General features: G+C 63.8%; 29 protein-coding genes. 12 read left to right on the forward strand and 17 right to left on the reverse strand.

Going from position 1 to position 24,895, the window contains the following annotated elements:
• Together EWF95_RS03355 and EWF95_RS03360 are read right to left on the reverse strand one after the other, a co-directional pair.
• On the reverse strand, positions 1 to 702 hold the full coding sequence (locus EWF95_RS03355) for an energy-coupling factor ABC transporter ATP-binding protein (RefSeq protein ID WP_142442643.1): 702 nt from the start codon (positions 700 to 702) through the stop codon (positions 1 to 3).
• Positions 699 to 1,286 (reverse strand): biotin transporter BioY, encoded by a 588-nt coding sequence (locus EWF95_RS03360; RefSeq protein ID WP_142442644.1) that lies wholly within the window; start codon positions 1,284 to 1,286, stop codon positions 699 to 701. The genes EWF95_RS03355 and EWF95_RS03360 overlap by 4 nt, the downstream gene beginning before the upstream one ends.
• Positions 1,287 to 1,419: 133 nt before the next feature.
• Here EWF95_RS03360 and EWF95_RS03365 point away from each other — a divergent pair, with 133 nt between their 5' ends.
• Positions 1,420 to 2,016 (forward strand): conditioned medium-induced protein 4, encoded by a 597-nt coding sequence (locus tag EWF95_RS03365; RefSeq protein ID WP_142442645.1) that lies wholly within the window; start codon positions 1,420 to 1,422, stop codon positions 2,014 to 2,016.
• Positions 2,017 to 2,088: 72 nt separating this feature from the next.
• The gene (locus tag EWF95_RS03370) at positions 2,089 to 2,742 is read left to right on the forward strand and encodes a hypothetical protein (protein ID WP_142442646.1); all 654 of its coding nucleotides are present in this window, start codon (positions 2,089 to 2,091) and stop codon (positions 2,740 to 2,742) included.
• Positions 2,743 to 2,807: 65 nt separating this feature from the next.
• Here the strand turns inward: EWF95_RS03370 and EWF95_RS03375 are convergent, their stop codons facing one another.
• Both EWF95_RS03375 and EWF95_RS03380 read right to left on the reverse strand, forming a co-directional pair.
• Positions 2,808 to 3,380, reverse strand: coding sequence for a hypothetical protein (locus EWF95_RS03375; RefSeq protein ID WP_142442647.1), 573 nt, complete (start codon positions 3,378 to 3,380; stop codon positions 2,808 to 2,810).
• Positions 3,381 to 3,461: 81 nt separating this feature from the next.
• Entirely contained in the window at positions 3,462 to 4,130 is a 669-nt protein-coding gene (locus EWF95_RS03380; protein WP_142442648.1) for an L-threonylcarbamoyladenylate synthase, read from the reverse strand.
• A 95-nt stretch (positions 4,131 to 4,225) separates the two neighbouring features.
• Here EWF95_RS03380 and EWF95_RS03385 point away from each other — a divergent pair, with 95 nt between their 5' ends.
• Together EWF95_RS03385 and speB are read left to right on the forward strand one after the other, a co-directional pair.
• A complete protein-coding gene (locus EWF95_RS03385; RefSeq protein WP_142442649.1) occupies positions 4,226 to 4,600 on the forward strand; it encodes a translation initiation factor IF-5A in 375 nt (124 codons plus the stop codon).
• Positions 4,600 to 5,424, forward strand: a complete 825-nt coding sequence (gene speB / locus EWF95_RS03390; RefSeq protein ID WP_142442650.1) for an agmatinase — start codon at positions 4,600 to 4,602, stop codon at positions 5,422 to 5,424. Before EWF95_RS03385 ends, speB begins: the two co-directional genes overlap by 1 nt.
• Before the next feature lie 7 nt (positions 5,425 to 5,431).
• Here the strand turns inward: speB and EWF95_RS03395 are convergent, their stop codons facing one another.
• The 5 genes from EWF95_RS03395 to EWF95_RS03415 form a co-directional block, all read right to left on the reverse strand.
• The gene (locus EWF95_RS03395) at positions 5,432 to 6,412 is read right to left on the reverse strand and encodes a metal ABC transporter permease (protein ID WP_142442651.1); all 981 of its coding nucleotides are present in this window, start codon (positions 6,410 to 6,412) and stop codon (positions 5,432 to 5,434) included.
• The gene (locus EWF95_RS03400; protein ID WP_142442652.1) at positions 6,412 to 7,149 is read right to left on the reverse strand and encodes a metal ABC transporter ATP-binding protein; all 738 of its coding nucleotides are present in this window, start codon (positions 7,147 to 7,149) and stop codon (positions 6,412 to 6,414) included. The genes EWF95_RS03395 and EWF95_RS03400 overlap by 1 nt, the downstream gene beginning before the upstream one ends.
• Entirely contained in the window at positions 7,150 to 8,247 is a 1,098-nt protein-coding gene (locus EWF95_RS03405) for a metal ABC transporter substrate-binding protein (RefSeq protein ID WP_142442653.1), read from the reverse strand. It abuts the gene before it with no gap.
• Positions 8,248 to 8,417: 170 nt separating this feature from the next.
• Positions 8,418 to 8,852, reverse strand: a complete 435-nt coding sequence (locus tag EWF95_RS03410; RefSeq protein ID WP_142442654.1) for a low molecular weight phosphatase family protein — start codon at positions 8,850 to 8,852, stop codon at positions 8,418 to 8,420.
• A gap of 61 nt (positions 8,853 to 8,913) precedes the next feature.
• Positions 8,914 to 9,912, reverse strand: coding sequence for a phosphate signaling complex PhoU family protein (locus EWF95_RS03415; protein ID WP_142442655.1), 999 nt, complete (start codon positions 9,910 to 9,912; stop codon positions 8,914 to 8,916).
• Between the two features lie 486 nt (positions 9,913 to 10,398).
• Between EWF95_RS03415 and EWF95_RS03420 the strand changes: the two genes are divergently transcribed.
• From EWF95_RS03420 to EWF95_RS03450, 7 genes are all read left to right on the forward strand, one after another.
• Positions 10,399 to 11,373, forward strand: a complete 975-nt coding sequence (locus EWF95_RS03420) for a PstS family phosphate ABC transporter substrate-binding protein (RefSeq protein ID WP_142442656.1) — start codon at positions 10,399 to 10,401, stop codon at positions 11,371 to 11,373.
• An 84-nt stretch (positions 11,374 to 11,457) separates the two neighbouring features.
• Complete coding sequence (pstC, locus tag EWF95_RS03425; protein WP_142442657.1) at positions 11,458 to 12,432, forward strand: phosphate ABC transporter permease subunit PstC; 975 nt, start codon at positions 11,458 to 11,460, stop codon at positions 12,430 to 12,432.
• On the forward strand, positions 12,433 to 14,196 hold the full coding sequence (pstA, locus tag EWF95_RS03430) for a phosphate ABC transporter permease PstA (protein WP_142442658.1): 1,764 nt from the start codon (positions 12,433 to 12,435) through the stop codon (positions 14,194 to 14,196).
• Positions 14,196 to 15,038, forward strand: a complete 843-nt coding sequence (gene pstB / locus EWF95_RS03435) for a phosphate ABC transporter ATP-binding protein PstB (protein ID WP_142442659.1) — start codon at positions 14,196 to 14,198, stop codon at positions 15,036 to 15,038. The genes pstA and pstB overlap by 1 nt, the downstream gene beginning before the upstream one ends.
• Positions 15,039 to 15,045: 7 nt before the next feature.
• On the forward strand, positions 15,046 to 15,711 hold the full coding sequence (phoU, locus tag EWF95_RS03440; protein ID WP_142442660.1) for a phosphate signaling complex protein PhoU: 666 nt from the start codon (positions 15,046 to 15,048) through the stop codon (positions 15,709 to 15,711).
• A gap of 61 nt (positions 15,712 to 15,772) precedes the next feature.
• Positions 15,773 to 16,444, forward strand: a complete 672-nt coding sequence (gene phoU, locus EWF95_RS03445) for a phosphate signaling complex protein PhoU (protein ID WP_142442661.1) — start codon at positions 15,773 to 15,775, stop codon at positions 16,442 to 16,444.
• A gap of 154 nt (positions 16,445 to 16,598) precedes the next feature.
• Positions 16,599 to 17,180: a DoxX family protein gene (locus EWF95_RS03450; RefSeq protein ID WP_142442662.1), complete on the forward strand. Its 582-nt coding sequence runs from the start codon at positions 16,599 to 16,601 to the stop codon at positions 17,178 to 17,180.
• Between the two features lie 22 nt (positions 17,181 to 17,202).
• Here the strand turns inward: EWF95_RS03450 and EWF95_RS03455 are convergent, their stop codons facing one another.
• Positions 17,203 to 18,738, reverse strand: a complete 1,536-nt coding sequence (locus EWF95_RS03455) for an MATE family efflux transporter (protein ID WP_142442663.1) — start codon at positions 18,736 to 18,738, stop codon at positions 17,203 to 17,205.
• Between the two features lie 202 nt (positions 18,739 to 18,940).
• Complete coding sequence (locus EWF95_RS03460; RefSeq protein ID WP_142442664.1) at positions 18,941 to 19,186, reverse strand: glutaredoxin family protein; 246 nt, start codon at positions 19,184 to 19,186, stop codon at positions 18,941 to 18,943.
• 258 nt (positions 19,187 to 19,444) lie between these two features.
• Between EWF95_RS03460 and EWF95_RS03465 the strand changes: the two genes are divergently transcribed.
• Positions 19,445 to 19,627 (forward strand): hypothetical protein, encoded by a 183-nt coding sequence (locus EWF95_RS03465; protein ID WP_142442665.1) that lies wholly within the window; start codon positions 19,445 to 19,447, stop codon positions 19,625 to 19,627.
• Here EWF95_RS03465 and EWF95_RS03470 read toward each other — a convergent pair.
• The 6 genes from EWF95_RS03470 to EWF95_RS03495 form a co-directional block, all read right to left on the reverse strand.
• Positions 19,624 to 20,067, reverse strand: a complete 444-nt coding sequence (locus EWF95_RS03470) for an acyl-CoA thioesterase (RefSeq protein WP_142442666.1) — start codon at positions 20,065 to 20,067, stop codon at positions 19,624 to 19,626. The genes EWF95_RS03465 and EWF95_RS03470 overlap by 4 nt on opposite strands.
• 97 nt (positions 20,068 to 20,164) lie before the next feature.
• Positions 20,165 to 20,605, reverse strand: a complete 441-nt coding sequence (locus EWF95_RS03475) for a metal-dependent transcriptional regulator (protein WP_142442667.1) — start codon at positions 20,603 to 20,605, stop codon at positions 20,165 to 20,167.
• A gap of 49 nt (positions 20,606 to 20,654) precedes the next feature.
• Complete coding sequence (locus EWF95_RS03480; RefSeq protein ID WP_142442668.1) at positions 20,655 to 21,140, reverse strand: ferritin-like domain-containing protein; 486 nt, start codon at positions 21,138 to 21,140, stop codon at positions 20,655 to 20,657.
• A 126-nt stretch (positions 21,141 to 21,266) separates the two neighbouring features.
• On the reverse strand, positions 21,267 to 22,475 hold the full coding sequence (sufD, locus tag EWF95_RS03485; RefSeq protein ID WP_142442669.1) for a Fe-S cluster assembly protein SufD: 1,209 nt from the start codon (positions 22,473 to 22,475) through the stop codon (positions 21,267 to 21,269).
• Entirely contained in the window at positions 22,472 to 23,899 is a 1,428-nt protein-coding gene (gene sufB / locus EWF95_RS03490; RefSeq protein WP_142442670.1) for a Fe-S cluster assembly protein SufB, read from the reverse strand. Before sufB ends, sufD begins: the two co-directional genes overlap by 4 nt.
• A 51-nt stretch (positions 23,900 to 23,950) precedes the next feature.
• Positions 23,951 to 24,874, reverse strand: coding sequence for an ABC transporter ATP-binding protein (locus EWF95_RS03495; RefSeq protein WP_142442671.1), 924 nt, complete (start codon positions 24,872 to 24,874; stop codon positions 23,951 to 23,953).
• Positions 24,875 to 24,895: the final 21 nt, after the last annotated feature.

Below are 24,895 nucleotides of genomic sequence, written 5' to 3' on the forward strand. Positions count from 1 at the left end.
CTAACTCGGCGGTCGCACGTCGATCTCGGGGAGGCGATCGCGGGCAGCGTCCGGCGGCAGGTCGAAGCGAACCGAGCCAGCCTCCAACCCGATCACGCGATCGGCCCGGTCGAGGAGATCACGGAGATCATGGCTGACGACGACGATGCTCATCCCCGCGGCATACCGGTCATCAAGATGCGCCAGCACCGACCGCTGGGCCGGCCAGTCGAGGCCGGTAAACGGCTCATCAAGCACGAGATGATCCGGCTCCATCGCCACCGCGGCGGCGATGGCGACCCGGGCCTGCTCGCCACCAGAGAGTGAATCGATCCGCTCATCGTGTCGGCCGTCCAGATTTACCGCCGCGAGCGCGTCGTCGACGCGGCGGTCGATCTCGTCGTGATCGAGGCCGAGGTTTTCGGGGCCGAAGGCCACGTCCGCGCCGATGGTCGCGCCGACGAATCCGTCACGGGGCGACTGAAACACCATGCCGACGCTGGTGCGGGCGGCCACCGGATCGTTGGCCGCGGGCGTTCCATTGACACGAACCTCGCCAGCGTCGGATTCGAGCAGGGCGTTGAAATGCCGGACGAGTGTCGTCTTGCCGCTGCCGTTCGGGCCGGCGAGAACGACCCACTCGCCGTCATCGATCGTCAGCGACACGTCGTCGACAGCGGTTGTCTCGCCGAAGGTGTGTGTCAACCCCTCGACGGTGATCATCGTCGGTCGGCCAGGAGTTCGGTGCCGCCGGCGACGATCCCGGTCGTGATCGCCGTTTTGAGCAGATCACCGACAGCGAAGAGTGCCATGAACGACGCCGCCCGGGTGAGTGTCCACCCGTTGACCGTCGCAAGCCACGGCAGCCCGATCAGATAGATGGCGACGAGGCCGGCCAGCAACGCGGCCGCCGTCGGAACCACCGAGAGCGTGGCGATCGGTGTCGGCGTCAGCGATCGGTGGGCGATGGCACCGATGACGACGGCGGCGACCGCAAAGCCGACGAGAAAGCCACCGGTCGGGCCGAGCACGTAGCCGAGTCCTGCCCCTGCATTCGAGTACACCGGCGCGCCGGCCAACCCGACGAGGACATAGAGGCTGATCGAAAACCCACCCCACACCGGGCCCAACAGAAGGCCGGCAAAGAAGATCCCAAACGGCTGGAAGGAGAAGGGGACGCCGCCGGGAAGATCGATCGAGAACTGTGCGAGTACCGCGGTCAACGCGGCGATCATGACGGCCGCACTCAGCTGTCTGACAGTGTCGGCGTCGACGAGATCGATCGACGCTGTCTGTTCGCGTGCCATACCCCACCCGGTGTCGTCAACCTGATTTAATCTGTTGGTTTACGACATGCGGGTGTCAACGCCCGATCCGAATCGACACAAGCACACACCGCAGAGACAAGTTTTTATACACGTGTCCGTTGGCATCCGATCCATGGACGAGAAGACGGCGGAGCTCCGGGACATCTTCATGGAGACGACCGACTCGGATACCGTCACCGAAACCCAATCTGAGTCGCCGGGATCGCTGACCGACTCCGAGGATGTCAGCGATCGACTACGGACGCTCATCGAGCGCATGGCCGAGCAGTATGACTTCGAGACAGCGTTGGAGATCGATGAGCTCATCGAGGTGTTGCGTGGCTTCCACGACGGCGAAGACGACGAGACGATCGCGGCGACACTGGACTGTGAGCCGACGACGGTGCGACAGGCCCGACTCGACCTCCATCTGGTGCGGGACGCCGAGCGCGACACGCCCTTCGAGTTCGACCGGCTGCGCCGACTGCTGGCCGAGGATACGTCGCTCGAAGAGCGAGCAGCGGAGCTCGACGTTTCGGTCGACACCGCCCGCCGGTACAGCGAGGTTGCCGCGGCCGACCGGCGGTCGACACGGGCCAACGACCGGTTCCGCGACGAGTTTGCTGAGCTGCTGACCGACGCCGATCTCACGAATCGTCTCGCCGCCGACGCCCACGAGGACGGGCTTCAGGAGGCGACCGAGGATATGGAAACCGACGTGTCATTCTAAGCCGCGACAGCTGCTCAAACAGGCCACCCGTGCCCCGAGGATTCAAATACCAAGCCACGACCACCCGGAGCCGTGCCGACGTTCAGCGAACTGAGTCGAGCGGCGTACTGTCCCCGACAGCTCTACTACGCCCGCAAACACGACGAGGAGGGGCCGCCGGCGTCGGTCGCGGAGATCCAACAGCTCGCCACTCGCTACCGCGAACTCCGTGAGGCCGACGACGAGGCCTTAGCAGCGTTGCCGATCGAGCGATCGCCGGCAGCCTACCGCGAGGCCCTTGATTCGCTGTCGAGGCGATCGGAATGGGAAGATCTCTGTGCACCTGCCGAGACCGACTACTACGTCGAAGGCAAGGACTGTGCCGGGATGCTCCACAAGATTCTCGCCGGCGATCCGCCGACGCCGACGCTGATCTCGCCGGGAGAACCGCCGGATGAGGGCGTCTGGAAGCCCCAGACCGTGCGAGCGGTCGCCGCCGCCAAAGCCCTGGCCTGGGAGCGAGAACGGGAGATCCCACGGACGCTCATCGAGTATCCGGCCGTCGGCGTCGTGCGGGCGGTGCCGCTGACGACGCGGCGAACAGCCACCTACCGGCGGGTGTTGCGAACGGTGCGGGCGATGGATGGGCCGCCGCCACGCGTCAACGACGACAGATGTGAGTCCTGTGAGTACCGGACGGAGTGTGGGGTGTCGACCCGATCGCTGAAATCGCTGTTGGGGCTGTAGACGACGGTGGGGCTGTAGACGATGGTGGTCGGCGGGCCACGCCTCGGTAGTGGCGTTAGTACCGGTTATCGCTCAGCCGTGGTCGGGGTCGATTCGGATCGCTCATACAGCGTACCGGTGAGGCTGGCGACCGGCAACGCGATCCACGCCGTGGCACTGAACGCCACGACCACGACACCGAGCGCGCCGATGAGTGATCCGCCGAGTGGTTCCCCGATGCCCACAGCGACGACGACGCCGAGGCCACCCACCAACACGCCAGCGACGAGGTAGGCCAACCCCATCGAAAGCAGCCCGCCGATGACGCCGCCGTACCGCTGTGAGGGCGGCACGATCCGCCACGCTGCGATCCCGGTACAAAACAATAGCGGCGCGACGATCGCCGAGAGGCTAACCACACCCTGTGCGAGCCCGATCGCGCCGAACCCGAGGAACGCGACCGGGATCTCGCCACCCGCGCTCACGCCGGTCAGCACGATCAGCAGGATTCCGACCCCGGCGACGAGCATGTAGAGCGCGGCGACCACGATGGCCGTAATCGCCATCGCGTAGCCGGCTCCGATAGCCCTGGTATCGCCACCGGGAAGGTGATCAAGCTGCCGAGCGGCTGCGACAGCGGTCGCAACGACGGAGACCATGGGGGTGTTTCGAGGCCCAAAGATGTTAATCATGTGACTAGCGGGCACGACGCGGGGGAGGAAACGAAGTGTAACAGCCGCTCAGTGGTCGGCGAGCCACGCCTCGATCTCGTCGGCCAGCGGGCCGCGGCGATGGATCTCGCCGGTGGCGACATCGACAACGGTGCTTTCGCCGCCCGGCGTCTCGCCGGTGTCGACGACCGCGCCAACGGCGTCGGTGATCGACGCCGCAAGCGCGTCGACGCGGCGGACGCTCGGTGTACCGCTTTCGTTCGCGCTGGTGGCGGTGATCGGGCCGGCACGACGAGCCAACTCGCGGGCGACAACGTTGTCAGGGAGCCGGACGCCGACGGTGTCGCCGCCGTCGACCAGGATGTCGGGAAACGCGTCATCGCGGTCGACAAGGAGAGTTACGGGCCCCGGCAGAAAGCGGTCGCAAAACGACGCCTCGCGGTCGGTCAGCGTGAGATACTGCGTGAGCATCTCGCGGTCGGCAAAGCCAACCGACAGCGGCTTCGAGCGCGGTCGACCCTTGATCTCGAAGATACGCCGTACAGCGTCAGGATCGGTTGCGTCAGCAGCCAACCCATAGACCGTTTCGGTCGGGTAGACGACAGCCGCACCCTGTTGGATCGCCGCGGCGGCCGCCTCAATCGCGTCGTCGGCGTCGTCGACAGCCGGGGCGGTCGCGTCGGTACCAGCGGTCGGATCGGCATCGGCGGCCGGATCTGAGCCGTCAGCAGGGGACATACCCCAGGGTCGCCGGGCGGGCGAAAAAAGCGTGGTGATCGACCACACCGGCGCGTTCCAAACCGTTTATACTGGCTCCTCGAAAACATCGGGATATGCCACGAGAGCAGAAGCAGGTTCGTGATCTCCAAGAGGGGAGCTACGTGATGATGGATGACTCGCCGTGTACGATCAACCACTACAGCACGGCCAAACCGGGCAAACACGGCAGCGCGAAGGCCCGCGTCGAAGGGAAGGGCGTCTTCGACGAGAAAAAGCGGAGCTTTAGCCAGCCCGTCGACGCGAAGGTCTGGGTGCCGATCATCGAGCGGAAACAGGGCCAGGTCGTTTCGGTGACCGGCGACGACGCCCAGGTGATGGATCTCGACACCTACGAGACGTTCACGATGCGGATCCCGGAGGGCGAGGAGTTCGAAAGCGACCAGGATATCGAATACCTCGAATACGAGGGCCAGCGAAAGGTCGTGTGATGTTTCCCGGCGCGACCGACGACCGCGAAGCTGCTTCCTATGTGGTCGTCGGCGCGCCCCTCGACGCCACGACCACGTTCCAACCGGGCACCCGGTTCGGCCCGGATCGCATCCGCAGATTTGCTGGTTCCTTCGACGATTACGACCACCACACCGACCAGCGGTTCACCGAGCTGGGCGTCCACGACGCCGGCGACATCCGGCCGTGGGACGACGTAGCCGCCTACTGTGATCACCTCGGCAGCCACCTCCGCGGTGTCGTCGACGACGACGCCGTCCCACTCGTCCTCGGCGGCGAGCACACTGTCACTGTGCCGGCCGTCGACGCCGTCGACCCCGAGGTGTTCGTCTGTCTCGACGCCCATCTCGACCTCCGAGAGTCGTACGACGGCACCGAGTGGAGCCACGCGTGTGTCACCCACCGCGCCTTACAGACGGCCGAGGAGGCGATCATCGTCGGCGCGCGCACCGGCTCCGTGGCGGAGTGGAACCGCGCAAGCGAGGCCGACGTGACAGTCGTCGAACCCGACGCTGTCGACGACTGGCTGTCTGATACGCCTGATTTTGGCGACGATTCGGTCTACCTCAGCGTCGATATCGACGCCGCCGACCCGGGCTTTGCGCCCGGTACCGGGACGATGGAGCCGGGCGGCCTGACGCCCCAGCAGTTGGGGGCCGCGGTTCGGGCAGTCGCGCCCGCCTGCGACGGATTCGACATTGTCGAGGTCAACGACCGCGATGACGGGCAGGCCGCCGCGCTGGCCGGGAAGCTGTTGCGGCAGTTCGTCTACGAGCACGCGGCCGCCGACGGCGACGGCACGTGATCGCAGTTTAGTTCTCTGCCGACGTATCGCCGGCGACGCGACGATGGCGGAGCCGGCTTCCGATCGTCACCGCGAGATACGTCGTTATCGCAACGAGGATGATCGTCCCACCGGCGGCGACATCGTACTGGTAGGCCAGGGTAACGCCGCCGATCGTCGCCAGTTGGCCGACGGCGACGGCCGCCAGCAGCGACCGCTTGAACCCCGTGACGGGCGTGGTGGCGGCAACCGGGACGACGAGCATGCCGGCGACGAGGATGACGCCCATGATCTGCATCGCGCCGACGACGACGACCGCCGTCAACACCGCCAACAGGCGGTTGTAGCGGGCGACAGGCAGTCCGGCCGCCCGCGCACCCACCTCATCGAAGGTGGTGTACAACAACGGGCGGTAAGCGACGGCGACAGCGGTGACGACGACAAGCGTAAGCGCGACAAGCAGCGCGGCGTTGGCCCGCGAGACGGTCGCCAGCGAGCCGAAGAGGTAGGCGTTGATGCCGACCGCGATCCCGCCGTCGGTCGCGGTGATCAACACGCTGCCGACCGCGAACGATCCCGTTAGGACGATCGCCAGCGAGGCATCCCGGTAGGTGCCGGCGTAATCGATGAGCGTCTGGACGGCGACAGCGGCGACGGCGGCAACGACAAGAGCAGCCAACAGCGGCGGGACAGTCACCGCGAAGACGGTGTTGACGAACAGCCCGGCGGCGACGCCGGCGAACGCCGAGTGGGCCAGCGTGTCGCCGATCATCGCCATCTCGCGGTGGACAAGGAAGCTCCCGACCAGCGGGCCGATGACCGCGACACAGATCGCCGCGAGGTAGGCCCGCTGCATGAACGGCAGCCCGAGCACGCCGATCCCGGTCAGCTCCCCAAGTGCGCCAACGAGTGTTCCCCACAGCCCATCGATGACCGCCGAGGCGATGCGGTCGGTCGTCGACAGCGGGATCGCGGTGAGACGTGGAGCAGAGGAGGCAAGCATCGTCATCAGTGATCGTGGGCGATGACGTGCTGGCTTCCGCCGTAGGCGTCGGCCAGCGCGTCGGTTTCGACGAACGTTTCGGGATCACCGTGGAAGAACAGCTCCCGGTTGAGACAGGCGATCTCGGAGGCATGCGTCGTGACGACGCCGATATCGTGCTCGATGAGGATGATGGTGAGGCCCTCGTCGTTGAGTTCGTGCAACAGGTCGTAAAACGCCTCTCGGGAGTCGGCGTCGACGCCGACGGTCGGCTCATCGAGGGCGAGCAGATCCGCGCCCGCCGCCAGCGCGCGGGCGATGAACACGCGCTGTCGCTGGCCGCCCGAAAGCCGGCCGACCCGGCGGTCAGCGAGGTCGGCGATGCCGACCCGATCGAGGGCGTCGGTGATCGCCGCGCGGTCGGCGTCGTCGAAGCGGCCGTACCAGCGATGGGGGTACCGACCCATCCGTACCGCCTCGGCGACGGTGACCGGCATCTCGCCGTTGGCGGTGGCGACATCCTGTGGGACGTAGCCGATCCGCTCGCCGTCGTCGAAGCTCGTCGCTGACTCGCCGAACAGTTCGACGGTTCCGCTGTCGGGGCGACGGAGCCCGATCAGAAGTTCCAGAAGCGTCGACTTCCCGGAGCCGTTCGGGCCGACGAGCCCGAGAAACGCGCCGGCCTCGACGGTGAGCGAGACGCCGTCGACCACGGGCGTCTCGGCGTAGGCGAACGTGACGTTTTCGGCCGTGAGAACCGCCATTTAGCTATCGAGTGCCCGTTCCAGCGTTGGCAGATTAACGCTTTCCATGATATCGAGATACCCCCAGTCGTTGTCGGCCCACGCATCTGTCAGGCCGGGCATCGCCGTCAGCGGGAGCACCTCGGCGGCGTCGGTGTCGGCGACCAGCTGCTCGGCAGCCCGCTGGGATTCGAGCGGATCGGCGCAGATATAGTCGAGACCGTGGGTCTCGATGGCGTCTTGGGCGCGTTGGATATCCCGCGGCGAGGGTTGGTCGTCCGGGCCGACGCCGGTCAGCGCGATCACCTCGATCCCGTAGCGGTCGGCGAGATAGCTGAAGGAGTCGTGGCCGGCGACGAGCAGCACCTCGGTCGAACCGGCGGCAACGGTGGCTTCGATCGCCGCGTCGAGTTCGGCCAACCCCTCGCGGAGGGTTGCCGCGTTGGACTCGTAGGCCGCGCTGTTGTCGGGATCGGCGGTTGCGAACGCCTCGCGGATCGTTCCGACGGCGGTCTGAAGTCGCACTGGATCCATCCAGAAATGTGGGTCGGTGCCGCCGTGGTCGTGGCTGTCCTCCGCTTGGTGCTCGGCTTCATCCTCCTCGTGACGCGCTTCGTCCTCGGTCTGGTTGGCGTCATCCTCCTCGTGGTGGTCACCCTCCTCATCGTGACGGTCGGACTCGTTCGTTTCGTGAGTGTCCTCATCGTGAGCACCCTCATCGTGACCCTGCCCACCCGTGCTCAGCAGGTCGACATCGGTGCTGACATCGACCGCTGTGGTGTCAGCACCGTCGGCCGCGAGATCGGCGGTGATCGAATCGACCCACGGCTGGAACCCCTCCAGTCCGTGGAACAACAGCGTTGCTGCACGGATCTCCTCACGCACCCGTGGGCCGGGCTCCCAGCCATGGCCGTGTTGGCCGATGGGAACCAGTGTCCCCGCCGTCGCGGCGTCGCCAGCGACCGTTCCCGCGAGGTCGCCGAAGACAAAAAACGACGCCTCCGCGATCGTTCCGTCCGATGGCGTTGCATTGTTCGTTCCGTCAGTACAGCCCGCTAGCGCGCCGATACCTGCCGCGCCGGCCAGTGCCGAAAGCAGTTGTCGTCTCGTGTGTCGCATCTAATTAATAAAAATAGACTGTACGATAATAACTTTTCCATCTCAGTATGTCGTTATTATTAATTCGGCACAGTACTCTCACGAGTCGTTCGGTGTCGCATCGTCCACGCGAGAATGAACTTCGTCTCCCTTCCACCGCGGTACTCAACAGGGCGGTCAACACGGCGTAACTACGTCTCGTCGACAAATTCGTCAAACAGCGCGACGACACGCTCTTCGATCTCGTCGCGGATCGCGCGCACCGCATCGAGATCCTCGCCGTCAGGATCGTCAAGATCCCAGTCGCGCACCTCGACGCTGTCGGCGTCGAGTTCAAGCGTCGAACAGCCCATCGTGGCGACGACATCACAGGCGTTTAGCGTTGCCGTCGAAACCTCTCTCGGCGTCCGATCGGAGAGGTCGATCCCGAGCTCGTTCATCACGGTGACGACCTCCTCGTGGACGTGATCGGCCGGGTGCGTGCCGCCGGTAACGATCTCGACGCGGTCTGTGAGGCCGCGGCGTTCGACTTCGCGTTCGGCGAAGGCGGTTGACATCTGGCTGCGGCCGGCGTTTTGGACACAGACGAACGCGAACTGGAACGTCTCAGCGGCGGTTTCGGACATACCGACCCCTGGAGGGCGGTCGGTATGAAGATTAGTATGAGAACTATATAGCCGTCAGGAGTTACGGCGACGGCGCGGCCTTCTGGAGGGCGGTTTCGGCGATGTTGCCGCCGTAGTCGGCACTCCGGGAGACGGAGTCGACGATGAGGCCGACGCGTTGGGCGCGGGCGGGATCGAGTTCCCGCAGAAGTTCGTCGATGCCGCGAGCCGTGGCGTCAACCTCGCGGACGCGCTCGCGCACGTCGTTTGCCATCCGGGTCGCCTCGTCGCTGTCGTCGGTGAACAGCGCGTCCATCCCGCCGTCGATGACGGCGACGACCTCCTCGTGGAGTTCGTCGATGGCGGTCAGGATTTCCTCGGGGACTTCCTGCTCGATTTCCAGTGTGAGGTGGGCGATCTTCGTCGCGTGGTCGCCGATGCGTTCGAGCTGGCGGGCACTGGAGTGGTAGTCGAAACAGACTTCGCGGGGTAAGCCGAGCTCCTCGGTCGCCTTCGGCGTGCGGAGTGTCGCCCGGAAGATGCGGGAGACGACCATCCATAGCCGGTCAACATCGTCATCGCGTTGGATCACGTCGTGGGCGAGATCGCGGTCGAGATCCCGCAAGGCGAGCAGCGCGTCCTCCAGCATCGAGGCGGCGATCAGCCGCATCCGCGTGACGGCGTTGTGGATCGACAGCTCCGAGGAATCCAACAGGTCGCGGATGATGATCTCGCCTTTGGTCTCCTCTAAGACTTCGAGGCCGACGAGGCTTTGCGTTGCTTCGCGGATCGTCCGCCGCTGGTCGTTGGTGATCCGGCCGCTTTCGAGGACGATCACGTCGAACCCGCTGACGTACATCGTCATCACCGCCCGGATCAGCTCCGTCTCTTCGAGGTTCGTGATGTCCAACGTCCCCTCGGTGCGTTCGTCCTCACCGGTCGGCGTCATGAAAAGCGAGTCACCCTCAGGGTAGAACTCGACGGTGCTGCCCGCGCTGACCCCGTTGTCGTTGGCCCACGATTTCGGAATCGAGACGGTGTACGTCGACCCCCCGGTCACCTGGACTTTCCGCGTCTCCATATACATCCGTTCTTCGTCGGAGCAACCATATAAATTTACGCCTCTATTTAGATCTCGGTTCGTCGATGTATGCAGAATACTGCGCTCAAAGCCGCGAAAATCCGGCTTTGAGCGCAATAGTCTGTATATCTCGCCATTGTCAAACACCCACATATATAGAAACGAGTCGATTGGAGAGGTCGGTGATGCGGGTCGGGTAACTGACAGCAACTCCGTATCCAACCACAGCGATGGATCACGACGGGTCATCGATCACCGGTTCGTCGACCGCGGCGATCATCGGTGACGACCAGCCCCGGACGAACTCACGACCGGGACGAGACGACTAATCGACAGCAAGCAGCGTGTTCGGCTGTTCGATACGGTTCGCTGGTGTATAGGTTGCTTCCAGCTACCGGTGCAAAATAAATAGTCTATATACCTCAATGTAGTATTGCATAGTTCTATTAGCACGCTTTTTATTCTTTCTTCGATCACCAACAGGTGATGGTTTCCACCCAGACGGGAGACGGACGCGTGACACGACGAACGGCGTTAGCAAGCGTTGCGGGACTCGGCACGATGGCACTCGCCGGCTGCACCCAAAGCGGCAGCGGCGGCGAGGAACAGGCCATCAACATCGCCGGTTCCAGCACCGTGTTCCCGTTGATGTCGGCCATCGCCGAGGATTACGAGGCCGACAACCCGGATGTCAGCATCGACATCAGCTCGACGGGCTCGGGTGGCGGCTTCTCGAACTTCTTCTGTGTTGGCGAGACGGATTTCAACAACGCAAGCCGCGAGATCCAGCCCGAAGAGGAGGAGCTCTGCGCCGAAAACGGCGTCGAGTTCGTCGAGATCGTTGCGGCGACCGACGCCCTGACGGTCGTCATCAACAACGACAACGATTTCGCAACCGAAATGACCGTTGAGGAACTCGCCCAGATATGGGAGGCCGACGCGGCGGAAACGTGGAACGATGTCAACAGCGAGTGGCCCGACGAGGAGATCAACCGCTTCGGGGCCGCCGATACCTCCGGCACCTACGACTACTTCATCGAGAACGTTCTCGGCGAGCGCGGCCACACGGACGACTACTCCGCGACCGAACAGGACAACACCATCGCCGCGGGCGTCGAGGGCGACGAGTTCGCCATCGGCTACTTCGGGTTCGCCTACTGGTATCAGAACCAAGAGCAGGTCACACCGGTCGCCATCGACAACGGCAACGGCCCGGTCGAGCCGAGCCTCGATACGGCGTCCTCGGGCGAATACCAGCCGCTGTCGCGCCCGCTGTTCACGTATCCGGCCGTGGCGTCGCTTTCGGAGGAGTATATCGCCGACTTCGCCCGCTACTTTGTCGATCAGACCGACAACGAGCAGATCGTCGCCGAGGATGTCGGCTACGTCCCGCTCACAGAAGAGACCAAGCAGGAACAGATGGACAAACTCGAAGCGGCGATCGAAGACGCCCAAGGCTGAGTCGGATGTCCCGGCGTCACCACGCCCGGCCGGCGGCTCGCGGCTCCCCGGCGGGCGCACTGTCGACAGCCGAGGTGAGCGTCGATGAGTGATGACGCCGTAACCTCGGATCTCACACGCTCCAACGGCTTTACCCGCATCAAGGAGTCGGGATACGGCGGCGTGTTCCTCGCGTGTGCGGCCGTGACCCTGTTGACGACGGTTGCGATCATCGTCACCCTCCTTTCGGACGCGCTCGTCTTCTTCAGCGAGGTGCCACTCACCGAGTTCCTGTTGGGTACCGACTGGAGTCCGAACCCCCGCGGGCGGGGCTTTTCGTTCGGTATCGTCCCGCTCGTGATCGGGACGCTTACCGTCACGGTGACCGCGGCGTTCATCGCGCTGCCGGTCGGCACGCTCACCGCGATCTATCTGAGCGAGTACGCGACCAGCCAGGTGCGGGCGATCCTCAAACCCCTGCTGGAGATTCTCGCCGGCGTTCCGACGGTCGTCTACGGCTACTTCGCGCTCGTCTACGTCACCCCCGCGTTGCAGGCGACGATCTTCCCACAGCTGGGAACGTTTAACGCCCTGTCGGCGTCGCTGATGATCGGTATCATGACGATCCCGATGGTCTCCTCGATCAGCGAGGACGCGATGAGCGCGGTGCCGGACTCGCTGCGACAGGCCGGCTACGGGCTTGGCGCGACAAAATACGAGGTCTCAACGAGCGTCGTCGTCCCGGCGTCGCTGTCGGGGATCATCTCCTCGTACATTCTGGCGATCTCGCGGGCGATCGGCGAGACGATGATCGTCGTCGTCGCCATGGGGTCGCAGGCGAACATGCCGCCGATCCGGGAGACGCTGCTCGGCATCCCGTATATCAACCCCGGCGACGTGCTCTTCGAGTCGGGGATGACGATCACCGTCTCGATGATTCAGATCGCCGGCGGCGACCTCACCGGCGGGACGCTGCCGTACGATTCGATGTTCGCCCTCGGCCTGACGCTGTTTGTCATCACACTTATTATGAACGTGCTGAGTGATCTGATCGCCCAGCGGTACCGGGAGGCATACTGAATGGCCGTCGAAACAGACACTGACACCGGATTTGGCGAGGTCAGCCGGCTGCGAGGCACTGTCTTCGAATATCTCTCGCTCGGTGCCTCGGTCGTCGGCCTGTTCGCGCTGGCCGCGCTGTTGATCTACGTCTTCGTCGACGCCTTCGGGCTGTCGACGGCCAGCCCCGCGTGGCTGCTCACCTACTTTCTGACCCTTGTCGTCCCCTACATCGGCTTCTGTCTCTACAGCATCAGCGACCGGGCGTTCACCCGCAAGATCGCCCTCGCACTCGGCGGCGGGCTCGTCGTGACGGCCGTCGGCTTCACCGCCATCGAGACGCTGTTGGTCTCGATCCCCGGCCTCACGTGGCAGATCGCCTACCTCTTTCTCGTCGCTACCCCGGTCGTCGCCTCCGTCACGTTCGTCGCCAGCCGGCAGCCGCTCGGGGCCGCAGGGTTCGGCCTCGTCGGCCGGCTGGTCGGCGGTGCCGCCCTCGGCTGTGCGGTCGCGATCATGTTCATCGTGATCGACCGGCCGCTGTGGTTCCTCGTCTACACGTTCGGCGTCCTGCCCGCCGGCGGCGTCTACGCCTACACCAGCCGGCGGGAGATCGGATGGCCGACCGCTCAAGCGACGCTCGTCGGCCTCTTCGGTCTCGGCGTCAGCACCCAACTCCGGCAGATACTCGGTATCTATCCCTCCGATGGCCTCATCTATCTCTGGACGCTTGCCGTCCCGCTTGCGGCCGGTGCGGCCGCCCTCGTCACCCTCCGGGATGGAAGTCGCCGCGCTGTCGCGGGCGTCGCCGTCACCACATTACTCGGCGGTGGCGGCGGGTTCGTCCTCGGCTCGTCGGCCCTGCCGACCGGCTCGGGCGTCATCATCGGCGCGGCGACCGTCGCCGCGACCGCGGTGTATCTCGTCGAGGCCGTCGACAACGAGGGTCGCCGCGGATTGCTGCTGCCGCTACTGATCGCCGGCGGCGCGCTTGCCGGCGCGGCGGTCGTCCAGACGGTCGGGATCCCAACCCCGGAGATGTGGCTCACGCCGGCGTATCTGACGAGCGCGCCCTCGAACGAGGCGGCCAACGCGGGGCTGTACCCCGCCGTCGTCGGCTCGATCATCATCATCGCCATGGTCGCCGTGCTATCGTTCGTCCTCGGCGTCGGCGCGGCCGTCTTCCTTGAGGAGTACGCCGCCGACACCGGTCTTGTCGGCCGGCTGACCCGGCTCATCCAGATCAACATCGCCAACCTCGCGGCCGTTCCCTCGGTCGTCTACGGCCTGCTCGGGTTGGGGCTGTTTGCGAACCTGCTCGGCTTCGGGTTCGGTACCGCGGTGACGGCCGCGCTGACGCTGTCGCTGCTCATCCTCCCGATCACGGTGATCTCCGCACAGGAGGCCGTCCGGTCGGTGCCCGACGATCTCCGGCAGGGGTCGTATGCGATGGGTGCGACGCGCTGGCAGACGGTCAAAAACGTCGTCCTCCCGGAGGCGATGCCCGGAATGTTGACCGGGACGATCCTCGCGTTAGGGCGGGCGATCGGCGAGACCGCGCCGCTCATCATGATCGGCGCGGCGACGACGGTCTTCAGCGCGCCCGCCGGCATCTGGAGCCGGTTTAGCGCGATGCCGATGCAGATCTACGCCTGGGCGAACTACCCGCAGGCGGAGTTCCGGTACGGCGTCGTCGCCGCCGGCGTCGTGACGCTGCTGATCGTGCTGTTGGCGATGAACGGGACGGCGATCATCATCCGCAACCGGATGGAGCGTGAACACTAATGTCACAGAACGAATCCACCATCGACTCCGAGTCCGAATCGTTGATCACGACCGACGTGCAGCCCGACACGACAGCCGAGTCGGCCAGTTCGGCGACAACCATCGTCGAAACCGAGCAGCTCAATGTCTACTACGGCGACGACCAGGCACTCGATGATGTGTCGATTGCGATCCCCGAAAACCAGGTCACCGCGCTGATCGGGCCATCCGGCTGTGGGAAATCGACGTTCCTCCGGTGTCTCAACCGGATGAACGATCTGATCGACATCGCCCGCATCGACGGGACGGTCACCCTGCGTGGCATCGATATCTACGATGACGCGGTCGACCCCGTCGCGTTGCGCCGGAAGATCGGGATGGTGTTTCAGAAACCGAACCCCTTCCCCAAGAGCATCTACGACAACGTCGCCTACGGGCTGAAGGTCCAAGGCAAGGAGATCACCGACGAGCGGATCGAGGAGGCCCTCCGGAGTGCAGCCCTCTGGGATGAGGTCAAGGATCAACTCGACCAGTCGGGGCTCGAACTCTCCGGCGGCCAACAACAGCGGCTCTGTATCGCCCGCGCGATCGCGCCCGATCCGGATATCGTCCTGATGGACGAGCCGACCTCCGCGCTCGACCCCGTCGCCGCCTCGAAGATCGAGGATCTCATCGACGAGCTGGTCGAGGATTATACTGTTATTATCGTCACCCACAACATGCAGCAGGCCGCCCGCATCTCCGATCAGACCGCCGTTTTCCTCACCGGCGGCGAGCTCGTCGAGTACGACGATACGACGACCATCTTCGAAAACCCAGCCGACGACCGCGTCGAGGACTACATCACCGGCAAATTCGGGTAACCGGTGGATGGCCCGCGACCGGTACCGCGACCGACTGGCGACCCTCCGCACCGATGTCGTCCTCTTTGGCGAGCTCGTTGTTGAACGCTACGAGAGTGCTGTTGCCGCCGCCGCCAACGGCGACCTCCGGGCCGCCGACCGGATCGTCAGCGGGGACAGCGAGATCAACCGCCGGTATCTCGAACTTGAAGGCGACTGTATCGATCTCATCGCGCGCAACCAACCCGTCGCGGGCGACCTCCGATTGATCACGGCCTCGTTCAAGATCCTCACCGATCTCGAACGGATCGCCGATCTTGCCACCAACCTCGCCGAGCGAACCGAATACGGGTCGGAGGTTCATCCCGCGGTCGATCTCGGATCGCTCGGGCTGGCGGCCGGTGAGATGGTCGCCGCCGCGGTCGACGCCTACGAAAACGACGACCGCGCAGCCTGTCGGGCCGTCGCTGCCGACGACGACACCCTCGACAGCGACTGTGCGGCAGCAACCCAGCGGATCATCCGCGAGCTACTGGCCGAGCGAGCCGGCGACGACGAACGCGTCCGCACCGCCGACACAACGACCCGCGGGCTGCTCACGGTGCGGGATATCGAGCGCGTCGGCGACCACGCGGTCAACATCGCCGCCCGGACGCTGTACATGTTGGATAGCGATGACGAACTGCTGTACTGATGGTCGGAATCCGGTACTGAACGGTCGAAAACCCTTTTTGTCGGCTGGTCGGATAGCCGATATGCCACGCAACGAGTATCAGGCCGACCTCGTCGATCTCCGCGAGGATGTGGTCGCCATGAGCGAAACCGTCGCCGAGCGATTGGAGATGGGGCTGACCGCCCTCGAAACCGGCGACGAGGAGCTTGCCCGTGAGGTCATCAACGGCGACGACGAGATCAACCAACTCTACTTGGATCTCGAAAAGCAGTGTACCGATCTGATCGCCCTCCAACAGCCCGTCGCGGGCGATCTGCGGTTTATCGCCGCCTCGTTCAAGATCATCACCGATCTCGAACGGATCGCCGATCTCGCCACCAACCTCGGCGAGTACGCCACCGCCGCCGACAACGACGTGTTCCCCAGCGTCGACATCCAGGATATCGGCGAGACGACGCTGGCGATGTTGGACAGTGCGATGGAGGCCTACGCCGCGGAGGATCGGGAGCTGTGTTATACGGTCAACGACCGCGACGACGAGCTTGATGAGGCGTGTGAGGTCGCCAGCGGCACCGTCGTCCGCGAGCTGATCGAGGGCGAGAAGCTGGGCGACAAGGAGATCGAGACGTTCATGCAGGACGTGTCGCGGCTCCTGTTGACGATCCGCGATCTCGAACGCGTCGGCGACCACACGGTCAACATCGCCGCCCGCGCGCTGTACATGATCGACAACAACGACGAACTGATCTACTGACGACGCGACTTCACTTCCCAGCGCGGCAGTGAGCTGATGTTCCTTCCTGCGGCCAAACCGTCCGTCATATCGCCGATCTGTCGTGTTTCTGTGGCTACTGGTACCGACACAATTTAATTATGAAGCGGCAGTATTTGCATGTGAGTGTTACACAATGTCAAACCAACCCGCTGAGGCGGCGATTCGAACCGAACTGTTCGGCAGCAACATCGAGTTCGGCTACTCACAGACGTGGCTCGCGTACTCGCTGCTCGGGCTGCGGATCGTGATGGCATGGGTGTTCCTCCAAGCCGGCCTCGAAAAACTGTTCGAGGGCGGGCTGAGCGAGCCGCTGGCGTGGTCGTCTACCGGCTTCCTGACCAACGCGATCGCCGAAGCAAACCCGCTGTACGGTCTGTTCCAGTTTTTCGCCGGCTACAGTGCTATCGTCGACCCGATGGTCGTCTTCGGGCAGATCCTGATCGGGCTCGCGCTCCTCATCGGCGTGGCCGTCCGCTTTGCCGCGCTGATGGGCGCGATCCAGATGACGTTCTTCTGGACCGCCGCCTGGCAGGGCGGCCTCATGGCCGGCTTCCCCGTCGAACACGGCTATTTCGTCGACAGCTCCTTTGTCTACCTGCTGTTGCTGTTCGGCCTCGGCGCGTGGGGTGCCGGCCGCATCTTCGGCCTTGATGCCACCCTTGAGCAGACAGCGGTCGTCCGCAACAACCCGTGGCTGCGCTACCTGCTCGGCTGAGTCGTGCATCGCGCCGACGCCATCACGGTCGTTCTGTTCTCTTTTTATCCGGGTTGCTATCGCTCGCGGTTCCACCGTCAGCGGACGCTGCTGTGCTCGCCCCTGCGTCCTCGTCGTCGACGACCCGGCCCGTCCATGTCCCGCGCAGGAAGTAGCCGACGACGACAGCGGCCATCAGCACGTTCGAGGCCGCCTCGCCGTACCAGATCCCGGTCGCGCCCAGTCCCAGCGGCACCGCGAACACCGCGGCGAGCAACGACCGGAGGACGATGTAGCCGAGGAACGCAAAGACGAGAGCCAGCCGTGTGCGGCCGCTACCGCGGAACCCGCCTTGGATCACATAGAACACGCCGAGGAAGACGTAGGTGACGCCAACGATCTGCAGATACTCGGTGCCGACAGCGACGACCGCCGCCGAGCCGGTGCCGGTGACAAAGATGTCGATGATCGGGCCGGCAAACAGGTAGGCGATCACGCTGAAGACCGCGAAGGCGGCGACGATGAGCCCGATGGCGGCGCGAACGCCGGCGACCGCGCGGTCGCGCTGGTTCGCCCCGAGGTTCTGGCCGACGACAGTTTCGACGCCGCGAGCCAGTCCCAGGGCGGGGAGGACAACCATCGAGGTGACGCGGGTGCCGATCCCGTAGGCGGCGACGGCCTCGACGCTCGTGATCGCCACCAAGGCGGTGAGGATCGTCACGCTGAGCGCCTTGGTGCTGACCTCAAGGCTGGCGGGCGCGCCGATCCGGACGAGCTTCGTGATCGTCTCTCGCTCCGGCAGGAAGTCGGCGCGGGCGAGTTCGATCCCGACACGGCCCGACAGCAGCAGCCAGATTCCGATGGCCGCCCCGATCCCCCGGGTGAGGATCGTGGCGATAGCCGCACCCTGCACGCCGAACCCGGTGAATCCGGTGAGATCGAACAACGCGGCCTCCAGCGGTTCGAGGCCGAGCCACGCAAACAGGACGTTGTCCTGAAAGCCGAGGATGAAAAACGGATCGGCGATCACGTTGAGCCCGACGCCCAGCCCCATCAGATACAGCGGGGTTCGGGTGTCACCCCATCCCTGCAGCAACGATTGAAAGACAAAGAAGCTGAAGACGAAGGGGATGCCGAGAAACATCGTCTGTGTGTAGTCGAGGGCCATCCCGTACTCGGTCGTCCCCGGAACGGCACCGACCAGCTGCAGGAGCGTCGGTGTCAGCAGATAGCCAACGATCGAAAACAGGATCGAGACGGCGACAACGAGCGTGATCGTCTGGCCGGCAACGTGGCCGACGCGGTCGGTGTTGCCCGCACCCTTGTTCTGGGCGACAAGCACCGTCCCGGCGATCGAAAACCCAAGCGAGAGGCTGATGACGAGGAAGACGATCGCCCACGAAAACGACAGCGCGGAGACCGCCGGCTGGCCGATCCGGCCGACCCAGAACGTATCCGCCAGGTTGTAGCCGACCTGGAGGAGATTGGTGAGGACGATCGGCAACGAGAGGATGATCAGGGGTTTGAGCAGCGCGCCGTCGGTGACGTTGACCGCGCGATCGGGACGGGGGGTGCTCATCGGCCACCCGTTCCGGTAGCCGGTGGGGCTGCTGACACGGCCACGTTGCCGGCAGGGGTCAACGATCGGCGGACTGACGATGCCACCGACAGCCAGACAGGATGGTGGGTGACGAAACGCCGCAGCACAAACAGCATACCACAACTCGGGGCGTCAGACGGTTACGGGTTCCGTTCAGGTCGGGATCGCGGCGAGCGATCGGTTAGTTGTAGTTTTCCTTGAGGTACGAGGAAATATCGCCGCTGTCGGCGATGTAGCCGTCGGGAAGATCATCATCGACAAGGGCGGGGATCCCGCGCTGACCGGTGGCCGCTTCCAACTCGTTGCGGTCGGCTTTGTCGTCGGCAACCACGATCTCCTCGTAGTCGACGGACAACACATCAAGGACACGACGGACACGTTTCGAGTACGGGCAGTCGGGCCGATCGTACAGGGTGAACTCTGTCATCACCGGATAGTTGTCCGGTCGATTATTATACGTATCTCGGCTGTGTGTGGCTATCGCATCATCGACACCGGAAGCCGGGCGTGTGGTGGCTGCCAACTGGTCGTGGTTGACACTGGGTGGGCGATCGAGGGAGAGATCGGCCGATATAGGTGTGTGCTCCCATCACACAAAACAGTCAGTACAGGGATTGAAAACCGTGATACTGGCTGAACGATCATCGCAAACAGGGTTATAGCCGTTGGACACCTACACCCCGATATGAACCAAGCACCCTCCACGAAGCAGGCGACGGTTGAACGGAAGACCGTCCTGTTTTGTCAGGGCTGTGAGTACCACGCCCCGCCGACCGGCCGCTGGATCGTCCACGAAAAAACCGACTGTGAGGTCTATGCGTGTCCGCGCTGTGGCGAGACGCTCACGATCCGCGATCGGCTGCACTAGTTCGCGTTTGCCCACTCACGGGCGTCCTGCTGTAACTCCTTGTCGCGGTCGGATTCGATCCGGAGTTCGGGTACCTCGGTCGGCGAGCCGTCCTCGCCGATAGCGACGAAAATAAACACGCTCTCGGTCGTCAACTCGCGCTCCCCGCTACAGGGATCCTCGCGGAACGCGCGGAGTCGCACCTTGATGCTTGTCCGGCCGTGATCGAAGACATAGGATTGGATGACGGCGGTGTCGCCCTGCGGGATCGGCCGCTCGAAGTTCATCTGGTTGATGCTGGCGGTGACACAGGTCTCGCCGGCAAACCGCATCGCCGACAGCGCGCCGGTCTGATCTATCCACTTCATCACGTTGCCACCGTGAGCCGTCTCGTAGTTGTTGGTGTGGTTCGGCTGGATGCGGTGGCGGTTCTCGATGTAGGTATCCTCGGGCGTCGGCATACCCACCCCGAGGAGGGCGGGCGGGAAAACAGTGGCTCACGGCGAGGAAGTCGAAGCGAGACAGAGCGAACGCAGCGATAAAATCGAAAACCAGGAGTCAGTCGGCGGCAGCCTCTTCGAGCGGTTCCACGTCAAGACAGCCGCAGGCGTCGAGTTCCGGATCGAAGCAGTCGGGACACTCGGATTTCCGGTCGATGATCGTATCCAACCGTTCGGCGACGGTGCCGTCGATGACGGGTTCGAGTTCGCGCGCCTCCGCACGGAAGTCCTCAACATCGAGGACGTTGATCAGGAACCGCTCGATGATGCAGTAGGTTTGCAGGGCGTCGCGGGCCTGGACGATCCCGTCGTCGGTCAGGGAGACACCCTTGTACTTCTCGTGTTCGGCAAGGCCACGCGCTTCGAGTTTGCCGATCATCTCGTTCGCGCTGGCGGGGCTCACGTCCAGCATCTCGGCGACACGGCCCGTCGCCGCGGGGCTGTTGTCCTCCTGTTGGATGAGGTAGATCGCCTTGAGGTATTGGTCGGCCGTATTCATCGGTTGGCCTCCGGGGGGGTGTAGGAAATCACAACTATTTGTTGGGGACTCATTCGCGTTCCTCCATAATCGTGGTGACTGTTTCGACAGCGTCGCGTTCGGCGTCTCGAAGCTCCCGCAGCACCGACAGCAGGCGGTCGCGGTCGACCGAAAACGTGGCGTCACTGGCTTCGATGGCCTCGATCATATCGTCGTAGAACTTGTAGCCGGTCTCCTCGTTGCAGAGCTGGTCGTAGAGGACGCCGTCGAAATCCTCCGGTTTTGTCTGCCCGTAGCTGGCCTCGACGAGGGCGTTGATCTCATCGAAGGGGATGCTGTCGGCCGCAAGCTCGGCGATGAGGCCCTCAAGCCGGTCGCGGTGGGCCGCCGACTGCTCGGTGGCGTCGGCCAACAGCGACTCCAACTCTGCGTCGGGCTTCGGCAGCGACTCGCGGTGGTTGTTGGCGCGAGCCTCCGCCACCTCCTCCAGAACGATTCCGATCTGCAACAACCGAGCAAGCTGCTGGTCGGAATCGACGCGCTGTTGCAGGCTCATTGGTTTCCGCCCCGTACGGCCGTTGGCATACCCGTAACTGGTCGGCGGGCGAACTTACCGCTTTCCCTTTTCAGCGTCAGCAACGACGCGAAAACAGCGACGGAACGGGGTCGAAAGAAGGGTGCGTCAGTCGAGACGCGCGATGATCAGCTCAGAGAGATCCTCGCGGAACTCCTCGACATCGATCTCTTCGAGCACGGGCACGAAGAAGCCTTCAACGAGCATGTTGCGGGCCGTGTTGGGGTCGATCGAGCGGGAGGTCATATACAGCAGATCCTCCTGGTCGACCTGCCCAACGGTCGCCGAGTGGCTGGCCTCGGTGTCGTGGTTTTTGATGATGAGCTTGGGTGAGGCGTCGGCCTCCGAGTCATCCGACAGCATGAGCGTGTTCTCACGCTGGTAGGAACTCGTGTTCCAAGCGTCTTGGCCAACGTCTTGGACACCCTCGTACACCGACCGTGCCACGTCGTCGAGAACGCCGCGGGTGACGAGATCGGCGGTCGTGCTCTCGGCGTTGTGCCAGACGCGGGCGTTGATATCGAGGTGCTGATCCTCGTGGCCGAAGAACGCGCCGACAACCTTCGTCTCCGAGCCCTCACCGTCAAGGCTTGTCTCGACATCCGAGCGGGTGAGCCGGGAGCCGATGTTGCCCTCGATCCAGTTGATCGTCGAGTAGGTGTCGGTCGTCCCACGTTTCAGCGTGATATGGTAGGTGTCCTCATCGAGATTTTGCAGCGAGCCGAACTGCACGTAGCTGTTCTCGCCCGCGCTAACCTCAACGATGTTGCTGAAGAAGCGATCCCCATCCACGTCGTCACCGGACTCGATAGACTCCAGAATCGTCGCCGACGATGACTGCTCGGTGACGACGAGCGTGTGGCTGAACAGCGACCGGGAGTTCATCTCCGCGCGGATGGTGATGTCCTCGACATCGACGCCTTCCGGCACGTAGATCACGGTGCCGGTGGTAAACAGCGCGGTCGACAGCGCGGTCAGGTAGTTCCGTTCGGGATCGACGACCGAGCCGAAATGCTCCTTGATGAGATCCTCGTGATCTGCAAGGGCCTCCTCGAAGGAGAGAACGGTCGCGCCCTCGACGGACTCTCGGACGGTCTCGTCGGACTGATCGCGGGGGTCGACCAGCGACTCGAAATCCAGCGATTCGAGGTCTGTCCATCGGCGACCCGGCGTCTGGATCACGTCCGGCAGATCGAGGGAGTCGAGGCTGTCGAGGGCGTCAAGCCGGCGTTCGAGCAGCCAGTCGGGTTCGTCGCGGGCCGCCGAGATCTCCTCGACGGTTTCGGCGGAGATGGAGGCTGGTACCTGCACGCTCATCCGAGCGAGCCCTCCATTTCGAGTTCAACGAGGCGGTTGAGCTCAACCGCGTACTCGATCGGCAGCTCCTCCGTGATCGGCTCGATGAAGCCCGAGACGATCATCTGTTTGGCGTCGTCGTCGTCGAGACCGCGCGACTGGAGGTAGAAGATGTCCTCGTCGCCGATCTTGCCAACGGTCGCCTCGTGGGCAACGTCGACCTTCGACTCGTTGATCTCCATGTACGGCATGGTGTCGGAGGTCGACTCGTTGTCGAACATCAGCGCGTCACACTCGACGGCCGTCGAGGAGTTTTCCGCGCCGTCGGCAATGTGGACGAGCCCGCGGTAGTTGGTGCGGCCGCCGTCCTTGCTGATCGACTTCGACTCGATGGTCGATTTTGTCTCAGGGGCGTTGTGGTAGACCTTCGCGCCCGTGTCGATGTCCTGGCCCTCGCCGGCGAAGGCGATGGTGATGTGGTTGTCGGACGCGCCGCGACCCTTGAGGATCGTCGAGGGGTACAGCATCGTCGCCTTCGAGCCCATCGAGCCCGAGATCCACTCCATGCGCCCGCCCTTCTCGGCGATGGCGCGTTTCGTGTTGAGGTTGTAGGTGCTTTTCGACCAGTTTTGGACGGTCGAGTACTGGACGTGGGCGTCCTCTTTGACGAAGACCTCGACGCCGCCGGAGTGGAGGTTGAACGCCGAGTATTTCGGGGCCGAACAGCCCTCAATGTAGTGCACCTCGGAGTTCTCCTCGGCGATGATGAGGGTGTGTTCGAACTGGCCCATGCCCTCGCTGTTCATCCGGAAGTACGCCTGAATCGGCATCTCAACAGTGGTGTCTTCCGGGACGTAGACGAAGGAGCCGCCCGACCAGATCGCGCCGTGGAGCGCGGCAAACTTGTTGTCGCTCGGCGGGACGGCCTTCGTCATGAAGTATTCCTTGACGAGATCTTCGTGTTCCTGGACGGCCTTGTCCATGTCACAGAAGATGACGCCTTTCTCCTCCCACTGCTCCTGCATGTTCTGGTAGACGATCTCCGACTCATACTGCGCGCCGACGCCCGAGAGGGCGTTCTTTTCGGCTTCCGGGATGCCGAGCTTGTCAAAGGTGTCTTTGATGTCGTCAGGAAGGTCGGTCCAGTCGTCGACGCCGCCGCGAACATCGATATCCGGGCGGATGTAGGGGACGATCTCGTCGATGTCGATCTCGCTGAGATCCGGTGCCTCGGGCCAGTCGGTCGGCATCGGCATCTCCTGGAACTGCTTCAGGGCGCGGAGTCGCCGCTGGAGCATCCAGTCGGGTTCGTCCTTGTCCTCGCTGATGACGCGGATCGTCTCCTCGTCGAGTCCTTTCTCGCTTTTGAAGGCGGAGGATTCCTCCTTCTTGAACTCGAATCGGGCTTCGGTGTTGGTCTCTTGGAGTTCTTCGTTTGAGCTCATATGTTGGTATTGTGTTTGGTTGCTTATAGTGCTGTGCGTAATCGTGTAGGGTTACGCGGCCTCGTAGACTTCGTCACGAACCCAGTCGTAGCCTTTGTCTTCGAGCTCCTCGGCCAGCTCGGCCCCGCCGCTTTTGGCGATCTCGCCGTCGAGCATGACGTGAACGTGGTCGGGTTCGACGTAATCGAGGATGCGCTGGTAGTGGGTGATCTGGAGAACACCGGTACCCTGCTCGTCGCGGAGGGCGTTGATCCCCTTGGCGACATCCTGGAGGCGGTCGATGTCGAGCCCGGAGTCGATCTCGTCGAGCACGGCGATCGCGGGTTCGAGGAGAGCAGCCTGTAGGACTTCGTTCTGTTTCTTTTCGCCGCCGGAGAAGCCGGCGTTGAGATAGCGGTGCATGAACTTCTCGTCCATATCGAGCAGATCCATCTTCTCGGAGAGGATCTGCTGGAACTCGGCGACGCTGACCTCGCCGTCGTCGGCGGGGCCTTCCATCGGCGAGGTGTCGTAGCCCTCGTCGTCCTCGTCGTCGGCTGCTTCTTCGGCCTCGTCTTCGTCCTCAAAGAGCTCCTCGCGTTCCTCGGCTTTGGCGTTGAGCGCCTGACGGAGGAAGCTGGTCATCGTGACGCCCTCGATCTCGGCGGGGTACTGGAAGCCGAGGAAGATACCGAGGGCGGCCCGCTCGTTCGGTTCGAGCTCAAGAAGGTTCCACGAAAGATCCTCGTCGTCGATGTCGGCATCGATATCCTCGACATCTTCGTCCTCAAGATGGAGGAGGATCTCGCCGTCGGTGACCTCATAGGCCGGGTGGCCGGCGATGATCTTCGCCGTCGTCGACTTCCCGGAGCCGTTGGGACCCATCAGGGCGTGGATCTCACCGGAGTTGACTTCGAGATCGACACCGCGGAGAATCGTTTCGCCGTCCTCTTCTGCGACTGCTGCGTGGAGATTGCTGATTTCAAGTGTTGCCATTGGTGGTTCGTTCCCTCGTAT

The sequence above is a fragment of the Halonotius roseus genome, from assembly GCF_006861655.1.
GTDB lineage: Archaea > Halobacteriota > Halobacteria > Halobacteriales > Haloferacaceae > Halonotius > Halonotius roseus.